Below are 17,320 nucleotides of genomic sequence, written 5' to 3'. Positions count from 1 at the left end.
GTGGAGAGCGCCGAACCGCTATTGTTTGTGCCGGCGATCGTCGAGCGTGAAGCCGCTCCGGCGCCGCTACCGGCACAGCGGCAGCAGCGTCGCCGATCAGCTCGCCGCGGCAGTAGCCCAGGTGAGCATGGACGGCATTTCGGTGCGGATCGGCCGGGGCGCTGACGCGACTCTGATCGCTGCTGTACTCGATGCGCTGAAGGGCAGCCGTTGACGGCGCTGGGGCCAAGCGGTGCGACCCGCGTGCTGGTTGCCACGCGGCCGGTAGATTTTCGCAAGGGGATGGACGGGTTGGCGGCGCTGGTGACAGCCCAGCTCGGCGGCGATCCGTTCTCGGGTGTTGTCTATGTGTTTCGCGCCAAGAAGGCCGACCGGGTAAAGCTGGTCTGGTGGGACGGCACCGGCCTGTGCCTGATGGCCAAGAAGCTGGAAGCCGGCGCCTTTAGTTGGCCATCGGTGCATGACGGCATGATGCGAGTGACCGCCGCCCAGCTCGGCGCGTTGCTCGAAGGCCTGGACTGGCGCCGCGTGCATCAGGCAAGGCGCACGCGAGTACCGCAGATCGCGGGATAACGCGTTGTATCTGCGGTAGATTGACTCGGCTTTCCGGAAGTCCTCGACGCGCGTGCGCGCGCGTGATTCACTGCCCCTATCATGCTCGCCGCAGCTGATCTCCCCGACGATCCAGAGGTGCTCCGCGCCATGATCGTCGCCGCCAACGCCAGGACGGCGCTGCTTACGGCGGAGGTCGAGCGCATCAACGCCGACGTGGAGTTGAGGGCGATCGCCCAGGCCGAGGCCGATGGCGAGATCGCGCGGCTGAACAGCATCATCGCGGCCTTCATGCGCCACCGCTTCGGACCCCGTTCGGAGAAGCTCGACGACGACCAGTTCGAGCTGGTGCTCGAGGATCTCGGTATCGCCATCGCCAAGGTGGAAGCCAAGCTCGATGCCGCCAGTTCGGCCAAGGCGCGGGCCGAGAAGCAGCGCCGTACCAACCGCGGCCAGCTGCCCGCGCATCTCGAGCGCGTCGAGCAGCTGATCGACGTCGACAGCAAGCAGTGCGCCTGTTGCGGCGGCGACCTCCATGCCATCGGCGAGGACGTGGCCGAGCGTCTCGACAAGGTTCCGGCAAGCTTCCGTGTATTGGTAACGCGTCGCCCGCGCTATGCTTGCCGGTCGTGCGAAGGCGAGGTGGTGCAGGCGCCAGCACCGCCGCGGATCGTCGAAGGCGGGCTGCCGACCGACGCGCTGGTCGCCCAGGTGCTGGTCTCCAAGTACGCCGACCATCTGCCTCTCTACCGCCAGGCCCAGATCTACGCCCGTCAGGGCGTCAACCTCGACCGCTCGACGCTGGCCGACTGGACTGGCCGGGCTGCCTGGTGGCTGACCCCGCTGCGCAACCACCTGCTCGCCGTTTTGAAGCGGGGACCACGGCTGTTCGCCGACGAGACGACGGCACCGGTGCTCGATCCGGGACGACGACGTACCAAGACCGGGCAGATCTGGGCGTATGCGCGGGACGACCGGCCATGGGGCAGCGCCGATCCGCCGGCAGTGGCATTCATCTACGCGCCCGACCGGAAGTCCGAGCGGCCACTGGCGCATCTCGCCGGATTTAGCGGCATCCTGCAGGTCGATGGCTATGCCGGTTACAACAAGCTCGGCCGCCGCAATGACGTGGCGCTGGCGTTCTGCTGGGCCCATGTGCGCCGCAAGTTCTTCGAGCTCGCCAAGGCCGACGCCTCACCAACAGCCACCGAGGCGCTGCAGCTGATCAAGGCACTCTACGCCGTCGAGGACGCGATCCGCGGTCAGTCGCCGGACATGCGCCGGTCGGTTCGTCAGGAACAGAGCCTGCCGATAATCATCGCCCTGCACCGGTTGCTGACCGCGCGGCTCGGCCTGGTCAGTGCCAAGAGCAAGCTCGCCGAAGCGATCCGCTACGCGACCACGCGCTGGACAGGCCTGACGCTGTTCGTCGACGACGGCCGCGTCGAGCTCGACAGCAACATCGTCGAGCGCGCCATCCGGCCTATTGCCCTCAATCGCAAGAATGCCCTGTTTGCCGGCTCCGACGATGGCGGCGAGAACTGGGCCGTCATCGCCAGCCTCATCGAGACTGCCAAGATCAATGCCGTCGATCCGCTCGCCTGGCTGACTGACACCCTCGAGCGCCTCGCCCGCGGCCACTCCAGCCAAAACCTCGATCAGCTCATGCCCTGGAACTTCCGCAGCTAAAGGGCCTCAAAACATCGCTTACAGACTTTCGTTCAGCTCTCGTGTTCGTATTGCATGGGCCGCAAGCCGCCTGTCCGCTTTCTAGCATCAAACGCGGTATAGCTTCCTTTCGACAAGTCCGGGATCCGAGAGCGGCTCCCGCCCCCAACCGTGGACGCTCATGAGCGCTCCGACCTACCCAAAGCGGGTGTTCGTTCAACACGACCTTTCCCGTTTCACCACCTCCGAACGGCAACTTGGGGAGAGCAATTGTGATTGGCTTTCGGGAAGCGAAACCTGCCGACGGCCCCAGCGGGACCGGCGAGCGCGCTTTTCCCGCTACGGGTTGAAGGTCAGACGCTGAACGGGGGAAGCGTCGATCGTGCTATGCGTCTATTGAGAATGCATGGCAGCTTTTTTTAACGATCAGTGCTTCGGTGGCATGGCGAAGTTCAATCCCGTCACGCGGTCGCCCATGGGAAGCACTGTGGCTACGAAGCGGAAAGTGCCCGGGCCGAGATAGATGTCGGCCATGCAGGCGTTCTCACACTGGCCCGAGCAAGTATAGCCCTGCCACGGTACTACCTTGAGGTTACCGCCTGCCGGAATGGACACGGCCGCCTTGGCGGCGAGAACCGGCCGACCTGGGATCGGGCAGGACGATACGGCGTTGAACTCGGTGTGCACCGCGGTCCAGCCATCCCGGTCCCGACGTTCGACGCCGATCGCCCGCGCGATCGTGACCGGACCGCCTCCCCGGTTGGCGATGTTCAGACTGCCGGGCCGTGCTCCGCCTGCGAGCGTCAGGCCTGGCGGCTGCGCCGCTGCCGCCATCATCGTGGCGGTGAGCAGTATCACCGCCGCACGTCGAACAATGGCCACCCTGCCACCTCCTGCACGTTGGGATTGAGGCTGGAGTTGTGCAGCAGATCGTTGCAGCTCATCGCCTGAGGTCGACTCAGCACATGCAGGAAGCGCGGGTCGGTGGGCGGACCGGCAAAAACGTGGCCGACGTGGAAGTAGGTGCCGCGCGGGATCGCCTTGGCGTGCTGGGTATTCTCGGGGAAGGCGCCGAAGTCCGCCTGCCAGGCCACGTTCCAGTAGAAGCCGCGAAGCATGTTGAGGTTGCCCTGGGGGTCCTTGGCGACCAGGACCGTGCAGAACATGAACTCCAGCTGCGCCTCGCGGAGATGATTGAAGTTCTTGGTGGTGTCGTTGTAATGCTCCCACAGGAACACGTTTTTCGGTTGGTCGCTGTGAAATGCATCGACTGAAAGCGGCAACGGCTTGCCCGTCGGAACGGGTGCCACGTAAGGGATGCCGGGGCCGCCACTGCTCGGCTGGCCCTTGCCGTCCGCGGGGCTCGCATAGAAGGGCTGGTTCGGGCCTGTTGAATCGGCACACGCTTGGAATGGCCGCGCCGGCGGACGCGAGCGCTGCACGAAGGTGCTGCCGTGCTCCTGCCTGGTGCCGCGATAGACCGCCCAGCTGTTGTCGCTCCATTCGGCCTGGACGAATCCAACCGTCCAGCCGGAAGCCGATTTCTCGTCGTGCCTGCCGCCGAATGTGACTGTACCGACGGCCTGAATGTCGCGGTCGATCGTAAAGCGAGCCAAGATCGGCGCCTCGATGGAGATGCTCGGGCGCGTCGGCCGCCCGGTGATGCGGAGACTGGATGACTGAATATACACGTCTGCCCCAATCGCACGTCCGCCCGTCGGCGTGAAGCGGAAGCTGCATCGAGTGTTTTTCGCACAACCGCTCTCATCTTGTCCGGCGGCTCCCGCATGGCCTAAATCTAAGCCGCGGTGCCCTAATCTTTCGGAAGCAGAAACCTCGCCGAGGTCGAGCTCCCGTCTACGCCAGACCGCCCTTATCCATATGGGGGCCGATCTCTGCCTGGCTGCTTTCCGTTATAAACCGCGGAACAGCTGCCGTTCGACAAGTCGCGGATTCGGCGGCGGCATGCACCCCGGTGGCGGTCATACGCCCGTCGCGGTAAGCACTGCTTCTGCGTGCATGGCGACGGCAAAAGAGTACGTCCGCTGTCCGATCTTGCGGCGGCGAGTAGTCATTGGCCGATCGCCTACGTTCCTCCTGTGCGCCCGCCCGCACCCGGAGTCTGCCGACGATGGATGGTAGAGTTTTTCCGCCAGAGAAATAGCCATCGGTCTAGTCTCTGTCGAAGCTTGCGATGATACGTTTCGCCTGGCTCTACGGCGCTTGCGATCGAGCGGCTCCAACGGTCACGCCGCGGGCTGGATGAAATACCATCACGCCGATATGTTATGCGCCGCCCAGCTCAACTCACAGCTAATAGGATTTTTCGCGCCGGCGCTGGTTGTCCGCGATGCAAGCGGCCACGCGAACAAATCCAATCGCCAGCAGATCCAGTGTAAAACTGTCGGAAAACTTTACACATTATTCGTTGCCTTTGCGGAACGTTCATTGAACGTGTTCACTTTTTACGACTGGCATAGCTCTTGCTTAAGATATGTTAAGCAAGACGGGGCAGACATCACGACGCGGTAGTCGCACAAAGATACGCGGCCGCGTCGAGCCTTAAGAGGCGGCTCTTGAATGCGCTCTCTTGATATTCCGAATAATAAGACTTCGGTCCAAGAACGTCAATAAAGTCACGCCAGGTTAATTGGGAAGGTTTTCAATGAACAGACTGATCGCAACACTACTGATTAGCACCGCCGTATTCGCTTCGAGCGCTTACTCGCAAACTGTAGTCCATGTAACACCTGACCAGATGCAGGGCTGGAGCGATGTTGCTACGGAAAACTCGAACGGTGGGCGCGCAGAAATCACGGGTGTGAGCTACGACGGCAATGGCTCAGTCGCGGCTCACGGCGACCGAGATCGGTTTGTGCTCGGAGGTTTGGTCGGCCTATATGGCAACCCGAATACTGATGGCGGTATCAACAATCTTGGACCGCTTTCCACGTTTACCGACCTCAGCTTCAGCTACATGGTCGACCCGCTGTCGACGTCGCCAAACGTAAACGCGCTTTACGGCCCGGCGCTGCGGATCGTGTTCTATCAGGGCTTGGTGAAGGATGAGCTGGTATTCGAGCAGGCGTATCAGGCTGGAGGCTATAGCAGTGCTGCAGCTCAAGGGACTTGGAACGTCACCAACACAAATTCGACTTTCTATCTCAAGAGCAACGGCCACGAAAACACGCAGATGACGATGGCTGACTGGGTATCCAGCAAGGGTTTTGGCGATGCGAAGGTTGGCGGCATTTATGTGGGCGTCGGTAGCGGCGTTGGCCCGGACGTGTTTGTGCATTACGACAACATCATTGCCGGCGGGACCGAATATAAGTTCGATCTGAGCGCGGCTTCCGGAGCCGTTCCGGAACCAGCGTCGTGGGCGCTCATGATTTGTGGCTTCGGTTTCGTCGGAGCGTCGATGCGCCGTCGCTCATCCGTCGTGACAGCCTGACGCTGTAACCCAGGCCGGCGGCGCTAATAATGCGTCGCCGGCATGAGTTTTGCACATTTTCCAGATACAATCTCTTTCGAGCGAGCTCGCCGTTGAAAGGTTTCCGTATTCCGCCTGTCCCGCAGGCTGCAAAGCATTTGAGAAAAGCCAGAAGTTTGGTTGGAAGGCGGAGCGCTAACTCGCGGATTTCGCGATCCGCCGCGCCCGACGCCCGTCGGAGCCGCTTCCGGCTTAATCGGACATCTTACTCAACCCTGTTTTAAACAGCAGTCGGTCCGCTGTGGCCGACACAGCGACATACCCGCCTTTTGGCCCACTGTCCCAAACTCGCCGTTAATCCTGGGGCGGCCTCGGGGCCGTTAATGGACTGAACGCTTCTGGCAACCAATATGGGCAAAGCTGACATTCGCCGACGGCCCTGCGGGCTTGCCTGCTGACAGCTCCCGCTCAAATTCTGACGCTCAGGTTGGCGATCTAGGCCTCAAAACCCGCCATTCGTTGAGCGCGATCATCCCGTTTCTCCATCGCCGAGCGGCAATTTCGAAAAAGATCAATCGGGAACAGATTTCGGGGAAGCGGATGCCCTGAGCGGCTGTCAGCGCGACCGACGAGGCGACGGATATCGCCGATCACTACTCTTGGTCCTCTTGCTTCCGACGTTGCTCAACGGAGTTGGGATTCGAGCCTAGATTGGATCAGCTGGTCAGCCATTCTCAAAATACCATCGATAACAAGATCGCTCGACCATGCCTCGATCGACGGATCCCGACGGGGGCGAGGAAGGAGATAGTTCGTTCGGTAAATAGGTGCCTCAGTGAGCAGTTCCATAGCTGATTACGATACTCGTCTCGGCGTCGTTCTTTGCGACCATCAGCGTACTTTGATGAGATTGATTAGGGCTCACCATTCGCACATTGCCTTCCGCCATATTGCTGGACGATGTTGGGACAATGCCGAGCGCGGCAAGCTTTTTGTCATAGAATGCCGTGACCGTCGCGACCGGGTCTGACGTCGTCAAGAGTACCTGTTTTTGCAGTCCGGTTGGACCGCTTTGACCGGTCGGCAAGTCCACGCCGGCGACTTGAATCACTTTTGCGCCCGGGTAGGCGGGAGCCCATGCTGGCATGTCCGCAGGCACTGACGCGTTGGCGTAGCGTGTCGCCTTCATTTCCGGCCCACCAGCGCCCATCGAGGTCGTAACCGTATCGTTACCATTGCTGTCATGCGAGAAGGTTGTGCCGTTTGAACCACAGGCACACAAGCTGAACGTCAATAGCGTAGCAGAAGTCATACGTATCATTGGCCTGCTCCAACGGTCGGTCGATATTTATCGGCATCAGCATACCAAGCCCCCAGTCAAAAGCCATCGACCCTCTGGTTACACGGACTATCCCAGTTCCTACCGTCCAACATTTGACGAGGTTGGGTAGGGGCGTGCCGATGTTGCACGGATGAGCTGCCGTCAGGCCCCGCAGGCAGTGGTGTTCGGCGGGCTTTGCGTAAAGCACTGTCTTCGCGTCGACTGGTGATTGCGTCGGTCGCGTCCACGACAAAGTTTGCCGATTCGCGAGTACAAGCTGCACAGTGTACCTAGTCGTACCGATGGCACTCACCTGCGAGTCGTTGGCTGAGAGACGCTATAGCGCTCCCCGCGTATGCGATCGAACTCTATGACGAAAGATCAGGCGCGAGACCGGCACGCCGAGCGCGAGCGTCAGCACCGTGAATGGGCTGAAGAAGCCGTCCATCCCGACGCCAAGAAGTCTCATGTCGAGATCACGGAATATCACGCAAGGGCCGGCAGGCTAGAAGCGGATCATGGCATAGCGGATCCTCGAATGGTCGGACGCGCCATTCGGTCGCCTTGGCGGTTCGATGATTAATGCTCATTGCTTCAATAAGTCGTGTGCCCCCCTGTACCACGGCCCAGACCGCGCGGTGAGGCTAGTGCTTCTCGCGCGGTCGCCTGTAGCAACTTGCCATGCGCGATGGCGCTATTCTGCCTCGCCTGTCTTTATGAACTCGGTCGGATGTAAATGCTTCGTACGTCACGGGCCGGGCCATAAATTCTGCTTCGCCTTAAACAGAGCCAGTGCAAGCTCGCCTCGAAGTAGTCGGCGCGCCGTTGCCGCGTGGCCGCCGGGCGGGATGGAACGTTCTGACGATTCACTATCGAGGCTCGTGGGGCGGCCCGGGCAGCTTCAGCTTCGCGCACTGCTTCGAGGACGCCGAGGCGGCGCTCTACTGGATCCGCGAAGCCGCGCGCGATGCGGCGCTCCGGCTCGACCCCGGCAGGATCGTTCTTGCCGGTCATAGCATGGGCGGGTTCGTCGCGGCGCATGTCGCCGCTGGGCGGAGCGAGGTGCAAGGTGCCGCGATGATCTCGGGGGTTGATCTTGGGCGATCGTTCGGAAGCCTGGACTGGAACCGCGCGGTGGCACGTGTCGACGATAATGTCGGCACAGGTGCGGGGCTGCATATTCTCGCGGGCACCTCTCCCGGGGCGCTCGCCGACGAAGCGCGGTCGAACGCCGATCACTGGCGCCTGGCCAACTACGCGGCTTGCCTCGCAGGACGGAAGTTGTTGTTGGTGACCTCGAACGACGGCTCGCTGCGGGGAGCGATGCGCTCGCGGGCGAAGTCCAGGCCATCGACGGGGCGCGGCTCAAGCTTGGCCACTTCGCGACCGATCACAGCTACTCGGACCATCGCGTCGCGCTTCAGGTCGCCGTTCTCCGCTGGCTGGCATCGATCGCGGCGGCGGCGCAATAGCGCGGGAGTCACAAGTTATGAGGCACCGTGACCAGCCATCCCCGATTGTCATCCGTTCGACGCACCATTGATTTATCCGACTTATCCGGCTTGTCTGGGCGGTGGTGTTGCGGGGCGGGAGACAGAAGGTGGCGACACGAGCCGCGACTGCGGGACGGCCGCCGGGACGTAACCTGACCCACGACCTGCTCGACAGGCTTGGACGGCAGATCGTGATGGGCATGTATGACCAGGCCGTCTTTCCGACCGAGGCCGAACTGGCGAAGCAGCACGGGGTCAGCCGATCGGTGACGCGCGAGGCGGTCAAGATGCTGACCGCGAAGGGGCTGCTCAGCGCCCGGCCTCGCCAAGGAACGGTCGTCCGCCCGGCAACGGCGTGGAGCCTGTTCGATCCCGATGTCCTCGCATGGTTGATGGAGCGTCGCTTTTCGCTCGATACTTTGCGCCATTTCAACGAATTGCGCATCGCCATCGAGCCCGAGGCAGCGGCGCTCGCCGCACGCTTCGCTACCCCGGCCGACCTTGACGCGATCTGCCTTGGCTGGAACCGGATGGCGGCAGCCGAGACCGGCACCGACGATCCGCTCGCCGCCGACATTGCGTTTCATCTCGCCATTCTCGCAGGCTCGCAGAACCCGTTCTACCGTCAGTTCCGCGACATCGTCGCCGCCGCGCTAAGAACCTCGATCCGCGTCACCAATCGCGTCGCCGGGCGGACTGCAAGCCTCGCCGACCATGCCGCCGTTCGCGACACGATCTTAGCGGGAGATGCCGCCGCCGCGCGTACCGCGATGCGCGCGCTAATCGATGAAGTCATCGCCCTGATCGACGCGACGGGTAACGATGCAGAGCGGCCAACCTGAAATCAGTCGACCATGTGGATCGGTGCGATCTCGCCGTCGGGCAGATAGTCGATCTTCTGGATCACTGTCCGGCGATCGCCCTCGTAGGGGCCGTCGCCGCGCTTACCCTCCCACCGGTGATAGACGATCAGCCAGTCGCCGGTCGCCGGATCGCGGACGAAACTATGGTGGCCGGGCCCCTTGTACTTGCCCTCGCTCGCCAGCAGCACGCCGCGGTATTTCCACGGACCGGTCGGCGTCGGCGCCATCGCGTAATGGACCGAATAATCGCTGCGATTCCAGTGGCCGTGGCTGTACGACAGGTAATAGATCCCGTTGCGCTCGTGCATGAATACACCTTCTGTGAAGGCAGGCGGCTGGTCGACCGCGACTTCATGCTCGATTGTCACCATGTCGGGGGCGAGGGTGAACACGCGCAGCCTGGCCCCGGCGCTGCCCCCGGCGTAAAGATAGCGCGTCCCCGTGGGAGCGATAAAGACCATTGGGTCGATCGCCTCGAAGCCATTGCCGCCGGTCAGCAGCGGCTTGCCGCTGTCGGTGCACGGCCCCTCCGGCCCGTCGCAGGTCGCGACCCCCAGCCGGCTCGGTGTCGGATCCTGCGGCCCGACGGCGTAATAGAAGTAATAGCGCCCGTTCGCCGCGATCATGTCGGGGGCCCAGAGAAAATGCTTCCCCACCCGGTCGTCGCCGGCCCACGAAATCGCCTTGAGGGTCAACAGTACGCGGTCGTCGTGCCAGCCGGCGGCAGCCTGCGACCAGACGTCGAGCGTCGCTCCACGCCCGGTCGGGTAGATATACAGTCTGCCGCCGTCGCTCAGCGCGAACGGGTCGGCTCCGGGCAGGATCGACGCGGTTTCGGCGGATGCAGCGACGGTTGCGCAGAGCAGCGCGAGCGCGACAACCGCGCGTTTCATCGCACCGGAACCACCGACTTCGGTGCCGCGGCGAGGCGGCGGATCAGATCGGTTTCGGCCATCCGGTACGGCGTGAGATCGGCGCGCAACACCTCGTGAAACCATACCTGTGGCTCGGCATAGGTGTAAGGCTTCTTCCAGCTATCCCATGGCAGCCGGGTCTGCGTCCGGCCATCGACGAACCCCCAGTTGATCATGCCGATGTTGAGCTTCTTGCCGATCGGCAGCGACCCATCGAACGTCGATCCTGCACCGCGCGCCATGTATTCGGTACACAAGACGGGCCGCTCGTAGCTCAGCATCTGGCGGGCGCGCTCGGCGAATTTCTCAGGCCAGTTATAATCGTGGAAGCTGAGGACATCGGAGCGGGCGATCTGGATCTTCTCGACCGCGTCGAGTGTCTCAATCCGATCCCAATGGTCGCCGATCCAAACGCCACTGGTCAACGGCTGGTCGGGGTCCGCGGCCTCGGCCCAGTCGAACACCTGCCCGAGCAGTCCGGCAACGAGCTTCGTCTTGTCGGGGGTCGGACCATAATTGCCGCCTCCGCCGTTGTTCGGCTCGTTCCATACGTCCCACGCGAGGACGCGGCGGTCGTGGGCGAAGGTGCTGACGATGTCGCGCACATAGGCCTCGAGCTTCGGATACTGAGTCGCGTCGGCCAGCCGCGCCGCGCCGGGGGCCTGGACCCATCCAGAATTGTGGACGCCGGGGATCGGCGGCCGCTGCGGCCCGGCGACGGGGTTCGGATCCCAGCAGCTATCGAACAGGACGAACACCGGCTTGATGTGATGCTTGGCGGCGATATCGAGGAAGATGTTCATCCGCGCCTTGAGGCCGGCGGCATCGTTTTCCCACAACAGGTTGTGGAGGAAGACACGCATCGTCGTCATGCCAAGCCCTTGCGCGGCGGCGAACTCGCCATCGATCGTCGCCGGATCGAAGGTCGGCGCCTGCCACATCTCGAGCTGGTTGATCGCCGTCGCCGGCGTGTAGTTCGATCCCACCAGCCACGGCTGCGCCGCATACCACTTCGCCGCCTGCGGCTTGGTCCAAAGGTCGCGCGCATCCGCCGGAAACGCCGCTACAATCAGTGCGGCTGCGATCAGTCGCTTCATCGGGCGGCACCCCAGCTCAGGCGATAGGTCATGACGTTGCGATAGACTTCGCCGGGCGCGAGCCGGGCCAAGCCGAATGCTGGCTGATTGGGCGTGTCGGGGAATATCTGCGGTTCGAACACGATCGCGTCACCGCCGCGATAGATGCGCTTCGCCTTGCCGGCCGAGGTGCCGTCGAGAAAGTTACCCGAATAGAACTGCAGCCCCGGCTGGTTCGACCACAGCTCGAAGCCACGACCCGACGCCGGATCGACCGCGCGCGCCATCAGGTGCTCGTCGGCAGTAACCGTGCGCCCGACGATCCAGTTGTGGTCGTAGCCGCGGCCGAAGACGAGCTGCTGGTCGGTGGCATCGCGCACCCGCTCACCGACCGCGTGCGGCGTCCGAAAATCGAAGGCGGTGCCGGCGACCGGGCGGACCTCGCCGGTCGGGATCGCGGTGGCATTGGTCGGCAGATAGCTATCGGCTGCGATCGTCACGAGATGGCCCATCGCCCCCGGGGTCGAACCTTCGCCGCCGAGGTTCCAGTAGCTGTGATTGGTGACGTTGACGATCGTCGGCCGATCGGTCGTCGCGCGATACTCGATCGTCAGCCGGTCGTCCTCGCCCAGCGTGTAGGTGGCATCGACGGTGAGCGTGCCGGGATAGCCCTGCTCGCCGTCGACGCTGACATGGCGCAGGGTGACGTGACCCGATGCCCCGCCGGCGGTGTCGACCACGGTCCATAGCTGCTTGTCGAAGCCGGCTGTGCCGCCATGCAGCGAATTGGGACCATCGTTGACCGGCACCTGGTAGGCGTTGCCGTCGAGGGTAAACCTGGCGCCGGCGATGCGGTTGGCAAACCGGCCGACGGTTGCGCCGAAATACTGCGGGTGCCCCAGATAGTCCTTGAGCGCGGCATAGCCGAGCGCGACGTCGGCACGATGACCATTGCGGTCGGGCATGACCAGCGACTGGATCGCCGCGCCCCAGCCGATCACCGTCACCGCCACGCCGTGGCGGTTGGTCAGCGTCACCGACGGCACGGCACGGCCATCGGGCAGCGTGCCGAACACCGAACGCGCTACCTCGACCCCGGCCGCGGGCATGCTCGCCATCGCGGTCAGTGTCGCCGCCGCCGTGAGCTTCGTCAGCTTACCCAACTTCATCGCGTGCACTCCGTGTGCTGCCGTACCAAACCTGTGTCCCGGAAACCACGAGCGCCGCGCAAATCCGTTCGTCGGTGCGATTGATATGATAAATGAGTTGTTGCTGTCGAGACGCCTGATTTATCGGCAAGCGAAAGGCGCATTCGCGATAAAACGCGCGGCGCGGGTCCAAAGGGGAGCAATATGCGCACCAAATCGACTATCTTGGCCTCGACGGCAGTATTCGCCCTTGCCTCGGCCGTGGTCGTATCCGCCCAGGTCGTGCCGGCGGGCCAAGACCCAGCGGGCTTCGCCGGCGCATCGAATGCAACTTCCGCGCCAGCGAGCGGTGAGGCCGTCGCCGATACAACCGATATCGTCGTCACCGGCGTCAAGCGCAGCATCCAGTCGGCGCAGACGATCAAGCGGGATTCAACACAAATCATCGATTCCGTGGTGGCGGAGGATATCGGCAAACTGCCTGACGTCGCCGTATCCGACGTTGCCGCGCGCATCGTCGGCGTTCAGGTCGAGCGCGGCGGCGGCGAAGCATCGCGCGTCCTCGTACGCGGTCTGCCAAACTTCACCACCACCTACAACGGCCGCGAAATCTTTACCGCCGAAGCGCGCTCGGTTGCTCTCCAGGACTTCCCTGCCGGCGCCATCGCCGCGCTGGAGGTCTTCAAGACGACGACCGCCGACCTTGTCGAGGGCGGGCTCGCCGGCGAGGTCAACGTCCGCTCGCGCAAGCCATTCGACTTCGACGGCTTCCACGTCGCCGGCTCGGCATGGGGCCAATACGCCCAGCGGTCGGGCAAGGTCGATCCCAACGGCAACCTTCTCGTCACCGACCGCTGGGAGACCGGGATCGGCGAAATCGGCGCCCTGATCAACGTGTCTTTTACCGAGCTGCACTACCTCGACTCGACGCGGTCCAACACCGACTTCGTCGCGAACCCGGGCATCGGCACCGGCGGGTCGGCTGTGCTGTTCCCCGACATCCAGCGGACCACTTTCGGCGAAGGCGACCGGCAGCGGCCGTCGGTCAACGGCGCGCTGCAGTGGAAGGCAAGTGACCGACTGACGCTCTACGGCGAGACGCTGTGGCAGGGCTTCCGCAACAAGGTGTCGGACCACGAATATTCGATCCCACTTTACGGGGCCCGGTCATACTCGAACGTCGTCCTCGGTCCGAACAACGTTGCCCAGAGCTTGACGGCGATCAATCCGAACCGCCCGGAAGGCTTCCAAGGGGCAACCTTCGGGACGACCGACACCTACCAGTATGCGATCGGCGGCAACTACGACGCGGGGCCGCTCAAGATCTCGGCCGACATTGCGCGCACCGCGAGCCGCTTCCTCGATTCGGTCTACAGCTTCGACACGGCTTATATTGCCCCGGTCACGGTCGATGCGGTCACCACCGTGCCGCAGTTCACGATCCGCAGTCCGCTCGATCCCAAGGCGGCGTCGACCTATATTTTCCGTGGCTTCTACGACCGCCAGCTGATCGCTCGCGGCGAGGACCTTCAGGCGCGGCTCGATTTCGTCTACGACACAGGCTTCGGATTCCTGCCCAAGATCGAGTTCGGCGCACGCTACGTCGACCGCGATTCTCATTTCGAGGATGGCAGCCGCTATAGCGCACAGGAGGGCAACCGCATCCCGCTGTCCGCGGCGCCGGTGTCGCTCGCGCTAACCAAGGCCGGCTTCCCCAGCGAGGACCCTGAGACGCTGCGCAGCTATCTATCGCCGACCTACGACAGTCTCCGGAGCAACATCGCCGAGCTTCGCGCCTTCGTCGGCTTCCCGGCGGGCACGCCCCCGGTCGATCCGAGCATCACCTATTCCGGCAACGAAAAGTCGTACGCCGGCTACGTCCAGGCGCACTATGCCTTTGGCCAGGAGGGCGGTGTCCGCGTCGACGGCGCGGTCGGGTTGCGTTACGTCGGCACCGACCTGTCGATCGCTGGGTCGACCGTCGTGCGCGGCGGACCCGTGACGCCTCTGACGGTCGGCAAGCGCTATGATGACTGGCTACCCAACGCGAGCTTGCGCGTGCGCTTTACTGACGAGCTTCAGTTTCGCTTTTCGGCGACCAAAACCCGGACGCGGCCTGACTTCGGTCAGTACAACCCAGGCGTGGCGGTCGATCCCACGCAGACCGATCCGTCTGCACGCCGCTTCGGTACCGGCGGCAATCCACAGCTCAACCCGTTGAAATCCGACAACTACGATGCAAGCCTCGAATATTATTTTGCCAAGGCTGGATCTGCATCGGTCGCCATTTTCCGGCGCGATCTCAATGGCTTCATCCAGAATTACCAAACGACCGAAACTGACGCGTTGGGGCCGGTCCTCGTCACCCGCCCGTACAATAGCGGCGCAGGCCGGATCGACGGTGCCGAGGCGCAGGTCACGGCGTTCGCCGACATCGCCAGCCTGCCGGCATGGGCGCGCGGCTTCGGAGTCCAGGCCAACATCACCTACCTAGACGCCAAGACCGGCTTCCCGGCGGCACTCGGCGGCACCGCCGCGACGGCGCAACAGCGGATCGTGGGCGTGTCGAAGTGGACCTATAACGCCGACCTGATCTACGAGTACGCTGGCCTGTCGACGCGTCTGTCGTACAACCTGCGCAGCGGTTTCCCGTCAAGCAGTGGCTATAATGACGGATTCCGCAACTATACAGAGTCGACAAGTCCGATCGGCCGGCTCGACGTCTCGGCGAGCTACGATTTATTCAAGAATCTGACGCTGACAGCGGACGCCACCAATATCCTCGGGCATCCGGTGCGAATTTACGAGCAAACCATTTTCACCGGCGGCCCGACGGTCGTTCTGCCTCGTTCGGTCCGCTACGAAGAGAGCGTCTTCTCGCTTGGGATTCGCTTCCGCCTCTAGTGTCGAGCCCACGCCGGCAGTGGGCGACATCCAAAAGGAGATACGGAGAGCCTCACGTCTAGGTTTGGCATTGCGCTCCCTAGTTTGTGCGTCGAGCGGAAAGAGATAAGTCTCTGCTTGAGACTGTGTAAGCTCGCTCTTTACCGCCGTCGGCCCGGACAGTGAGTTATGCAGGCGTTGTTGTAACCTTCGACGATCCTCTTCATCGATTTTTTGTGCTGGACCGAGGCCACGCAGTTTTCGGTCTTCGAGCAATTAGCCCAGTACGGCGCGCAAAGGGGCCGGTTACCGCCTGGCAGCTTTCGGGCATCGGATGCAGCTAAGCGGACCTTCATTCAGCCACCTCCGTGCACCGGGATGACTCGGAAGCCGCTACTCCGGCGCTCTTAATCGCTTCCCGAGAGCAGTCGCCTGTTTATCTCCGATACGGCCTACTTGGATTGCGTTGTCGCCGAACGTATGGCGCGGCACAATGCGGGAGTAAATGGAGGCTATCTGTATGGTCGTAGTGACCGATTCGCGGCTACGCTTGGTCAAGCCAGGTACAAAGTCCCATGTCTCGGTAAATGGCACACAAGCCGTCTTCACCTGCGATTTCTTTGAGGCCGTAGCCGAGGTTAATCTGCAAGGTGGACCAACGGAGACGGGAGCCGGATACCGACTAGGATACACCCAACTTTAATGGATCGAGACCAACCGAGCGACTTATAGTGGGCTAACCAAAGCCGACGGGTGGTCCGAGGTGAAGCGCGATCGACCACCGGCACGTCCGGCGCAGGCGTGTCGGGATGTCGCGTCCAGCACTGATCCATTCACTTATCCGCCCAGATCGCAGCCGCTTCAGGGCTACTCACCTCAGAACCTATTGAATATCGATTTTGCCACGGTATCCGGCCTGCCAAAAACAGTCAAGGTCTCGCACGCCGACTCGCCAGCCGACACATGGCCCATCCGAAGAGTAAACTCCAAGACCAATAAGCCGAATTATCTCGACTGGGCGCAGCTGGAATTCCATTTCTGTACCGTCCTACTCGTCAGGCGACAGGATGGGACTTTTCATCAGCTCAAGTGCTTTTACTGGAACGTGCACTGGAATGTTAATTTCACCGCTGTGCCTTCGGCGGGAGGCGCGGGAGCGACGGTAAGTCCGGTCGCTTCCAAGGGCAAAAACGTGATGAACTTCGGGCCAATCATCGAGGGCGCTGTAACCGATCATCGGTTCGCGGCGCTTATTACAGCGGCGAATGTCACGACCTGCAATACCATCGCGAACCAGGAAATTGCTCAGCAGATCGTCACCGAAGGAGTTCATCGATGACCGTTCGGCTAGCGATCGCGTCAGCAGCCTTGGCGGCACTCCTGTCGAACGGGTGCACATCCTCTGCAGCCGCAGGTGTGTCTTCGCTCGTCATTGCTGCTCATGACGGCGGTACGCTGGTCGTCTCCAATCCAACCACGACAGTGATCACAATCAAGGGCAGTGTGATTGTCGAAGGCTCGGACGGCAAGACTTGGAAGCCACTGATCACGGAGATGAGCTTGGCAGGCTCATGTCCCATCGACGGGATCGCTGTACCCGTCGCCACGATCACGCTTAATCCGAAGCAGACCCTTAGTCCGCCTCCTTGGCGCGGTTGGTCATGCAGTGGTCAATGCGAAACCCATTGTCATAGCAATATGTATTGGGGCTCGGGCCCCTTTCGTTTTCGGCTGACAGACGCAGCTGGTGCAGCGATCGTTTCCAATAGCTTTGGTATGCAAAAGCAGCCAACTCACTGATAGGGAGCTTGCGTCCGTCGGCTTTTGCGGCGTAGCAAACCAAATCGGAAATCAAGCCGGGCCCCGCTGCTTCCCGAAAGTCGCGATTGTTCATATGTCGATTTCGGCTTAGGGGCCGGTTGCCGCCTGGCAGCTTATGGGCGTCCGACGTGGCAAAGCGGACTTTCGT

Annotated in this window: 15 protein-coding genes; 9 read left to right on the top strand and 6 right to left on the bottom strand. The window is 62.4% G+C overall.

Translation table 11 applies throughout. The features are described from left to right. Positions 1-46: 46 nt before the first annotated feature. The 3 genes from KZX46_RS22565 (at position 47) to KZX46_RS00145 (ending at position 2,241) form a co-directional block, all read left to right on the top strand. On the top strand, positions 47-214 hold the full coding sequence (locus tag KZX46_RS22565; RefSeq protein ID WP_226895922.1) for a hypothetical protein: 168 nt from the start codon (positions 47-49) through the stop codon (positions 212-214). Positions 215-219: 5 nt separating this feature from the next. Beyond that, positions 220-573, top strand: coding sequence for an IS66 family insertion sequence element accessory protein TnpB (gene tnpB / locus KZX46_RS00150; protein WP_370647442.1), 354 nt, complete (start codon positions 220-222; stop codon positions 571-573). Positions 574-654: 81 nt separating this feature from the next. Beyond that, a complete protein-coding gene (locus KZX46_RS00145) occupies positions 655-2,241 on the top strand; it encodes an IS66 family transposase (protein WP_219773985.1) in 1,587 nt (528 codons plus the stop codon). A 405-nt stretch (positions 2,242-2,646) separates the two neighbouring features. Here KZX46_RS00145 and KZX46_RS00140 read toward each other — a convergent pair whose 3' ends face one another. Next, complete coding sequence (locus tag KZX46_RS00140; protein WP_219773984.1) at positions 2,647-3,102, bottom strand: hypothetical protein; 456 nt, start codon at positions 3,100-3,102, stop codon at positions 2,647-2,649. Then, positions 3,075-3,911, bottom strand: coding sequence for a hypothetical protein (locus tag KZX46_RS00135; protein ID WP_219773983.1), 837 nt, complete (start codon positions 3,909-3,911; stop codon positions 3,075-3,077). Before KZX46_RS00135 ends, KZX46_RS00140 begins: the two co-directional genes overlap by 28 nt. Before the next feature lie 974 nt (positions 3,912-4,885). Between KZX46_RS00135 and KZX46_RS22560 the strand changes: the two genes are divergently transcribed. Further along, complete coding sequence (locus tag KZX46_RS22560; RefSeq protein ID WP_226895855.1) at positions 4,886-5,674, top strand: PEPxxWA-CTERM sorting domain-containing protein; 789 nt, start codon at positions 4,886-4,888, stop codon at positions 5,672-5,674. An 811-nt stretch (positions 5,675-6,485) separates the two neighbouring features. Here the strand turns inward: KZX46_RS22560 and KZX46_RS00125 are convergent. Continuing rightward, the gene (locus KZX46_RS00125; RefSeq protein WP_219773982.1) at positions 6,486-6,974 is read right to left on the bottom strand and encodes a hypothetical protein; all 489 of its coding nucleotides are present in this window, start codon (positions 6,972-6,974) and stop codon (positions 6,486-6,488) included. Between the two features lie 792 nt (positions 6,975-7,766). Here KZX46_RS00125 and KZX46_RS00120 point away from each other — a divergent pair. Both KZX46_RS00120 and KZX46_RS00115 read left to right on the top strand, forming a co-directional pair. Beyond that, entirely contained in the window at positions 7,767-8,477 is a 711-nt protein-coding gene (locus tag KZX46_RS00120; RefSeq protein ID WP_219773981.1) for an alpha/beta hydrolase, read from the top strand. Between the two features lie 97 nt (positions 8,478-8,574). Beyond that, complete coding sequence (locus KZX46_RS00115; RefSeq protein WP_226895854.1) at positions 8,575-9,309, top strand: FadR/GntR family transcriptional regulator; 735 nt, start codon at positions 8,575-8,577, stop codon at positions 9,307-9,309. Between the two features lie 2 nt (positions 9,310-9,311). Here the strand turns inward: KZX46_RS00115 and KZX46_RS00110 are convergent, their stop codons facing one another. From KZX46_RS00110 to KZX46_RS00100, 3 genes are read right to left on the bottom strand one after another with little or no spacing between them, the layout of a single operon-like run. Next, on the bottom strand, positions 9,312-10,223 hold the full coding sequence (locus KZX46_RS00110; RefSeq protein ID WP_219773980.1) for a family 43 glycosylhydrolase: 912 nt from the start codon (positions 10,221-10,223) through the stop codon (positions 9,312-9,314). Continuing rightward, entirely contained in the window at positions 10,220-11,341 is a 1,122-nt protein-coding gene (locus tag KZX46_RS00105; RefSeq protein ID WP_219773979.1) for a 1,4-beta-xylanase, read from the bottom strand. The genes KZX46_RS00110 and KZX46_RS00105 overlap by 4 nt, the downstream gene beginning before the upstream one ends. Further along, a complete protein-coding gene (locus KZX46_RS00100; protein ID WP_219773978.1) occupies positions 11,338-12,489 on the bottom strand; it encodes an aldose epimerase family protein in 1,152 nt (383 codons plus the stop codon). Before KZX46_RS00100 ends, KZX46_RS00105 begins: the two co-directional genes overlap by 4 nt. 183 nt (positions 12,490-12,672) lie before the next feature. On the opposite strand from KZX46_RS00100, the gene KZX46_RS00095 reads away from it, so the two are divergent. From KZX46_RS00095 to KZX46_RS00085, 3 genes are all read left to right on the top strand, one after another. Continuing rightward, positions 12,673-15,372 carry a TonB-dependent receptor gene (locus KZX46_RS00095; RefSeq protein ID WP_219773977.1) on the top strand — a complete coding sequence of 900 codons (2,700 nt, stop codon included), beginning with the start codon at positions 12,673-12,675 and terminating at the stop codon, positions 15,370-15,372. 742 nt (positions 15,373-16,114) lie between these two features. Continuing rightward, positions 16,115-16,690 carry a hypothetical protein gene (locus KZX46_RS00090; protein WP_219773976.1) on the top strand — a complete coding sequence of 192 codons (576 nt, stop codon included), beginning with the start codon at positions 16,115-16,117 and terminating at the stop codon, positions 16,688-16,690. Then, entirely contained in the window at positions 16,687-17,151 is a 465-nt protein-coding gene (locus KZX46_RS00085) for a hypothetical protein (RefSeq protein WP_219773975.1), read from the top strand. Before KZX46_RS00090 ends, KZX46_RS00085 begins: the two co-directional genes overlap by 4 nt. Positions 17,152-17,320 lie beyond the last annotated feature (169 nt).

It is taken from the genome of Polymorphobacter sp. PAMC 29334 (assembly GCF_019431245.1).
Taxonomy (GTDB): domain Bacteria; phylum Pseudomonadota; class Alphaproteobacteria; order Sphingomonadales; family Sphingomonadaceae; genus Polymorphobacter_B; species Polymorphobacter_B megasporae.
This window is presented reverse-complemented; position numbering and strand designations above follow the sequence as displayed.

Bases quoted from the DNA above. Each gene is read 5' to 3' on its own strand.
- KZX46_RS00145 (WP_219773985.1), top strand. From the start codon at position 655: ATGCTCGCCGCAGCTGATCTCCCCGACGATCCAGAGGTGCTCCGCGCC.
- KZX46_RS22560 (WP_226895855.1), top strand. From the start codon at position 4,886: ATGAACAGACTGATCGCAACACTACTGATTAGCACCGCCGTATTCGCT.
- KZX46_RS00125 (WP_219773982.1), bottom strand. From the start codon at position 6,974: ATGATACGTATGACTTCTGCTACGCTATTGACGTTCAGCTTGTGTGCC.
- KZX46_RS00110 (WP_219773980.1), bottom strand. From the start codon at position 10,223: ATGAAACGCGCGGTTGTCGCGCTCGCGCTGCTCTGCGCAACCGTCGCT.
- KZX46_RS00105 (WP_219773979.1), bottom strand. From the start codon at position 11,341: ATGAAGCGACTGATCGCAGCCGCACTGATTGTAGCGGCGTTTCCGGCG.
- KZX46_RS00100 (WP_219773978.1), bottom strand. From the start codon at position 12,489: ATGAAGTTGGGTAAGCTGACGAAGCTCACGGCGGCGGCGACACTGACC.
- KZX46_RS00095 (WP_219773977.1), top strand. From the start codon at position 12,673: ATGCGCACCAAATCGACTATCTTGGCCTCGACGGCAGTATTCGCCCTT.
- KZX46_RS00085 (WP_219773975.1), top strand. From the start codon at position 16,687: ATGACCGTTCGGCTAGCGATCGCGTCAGCAGCCTTGGCGGCACTCCTG.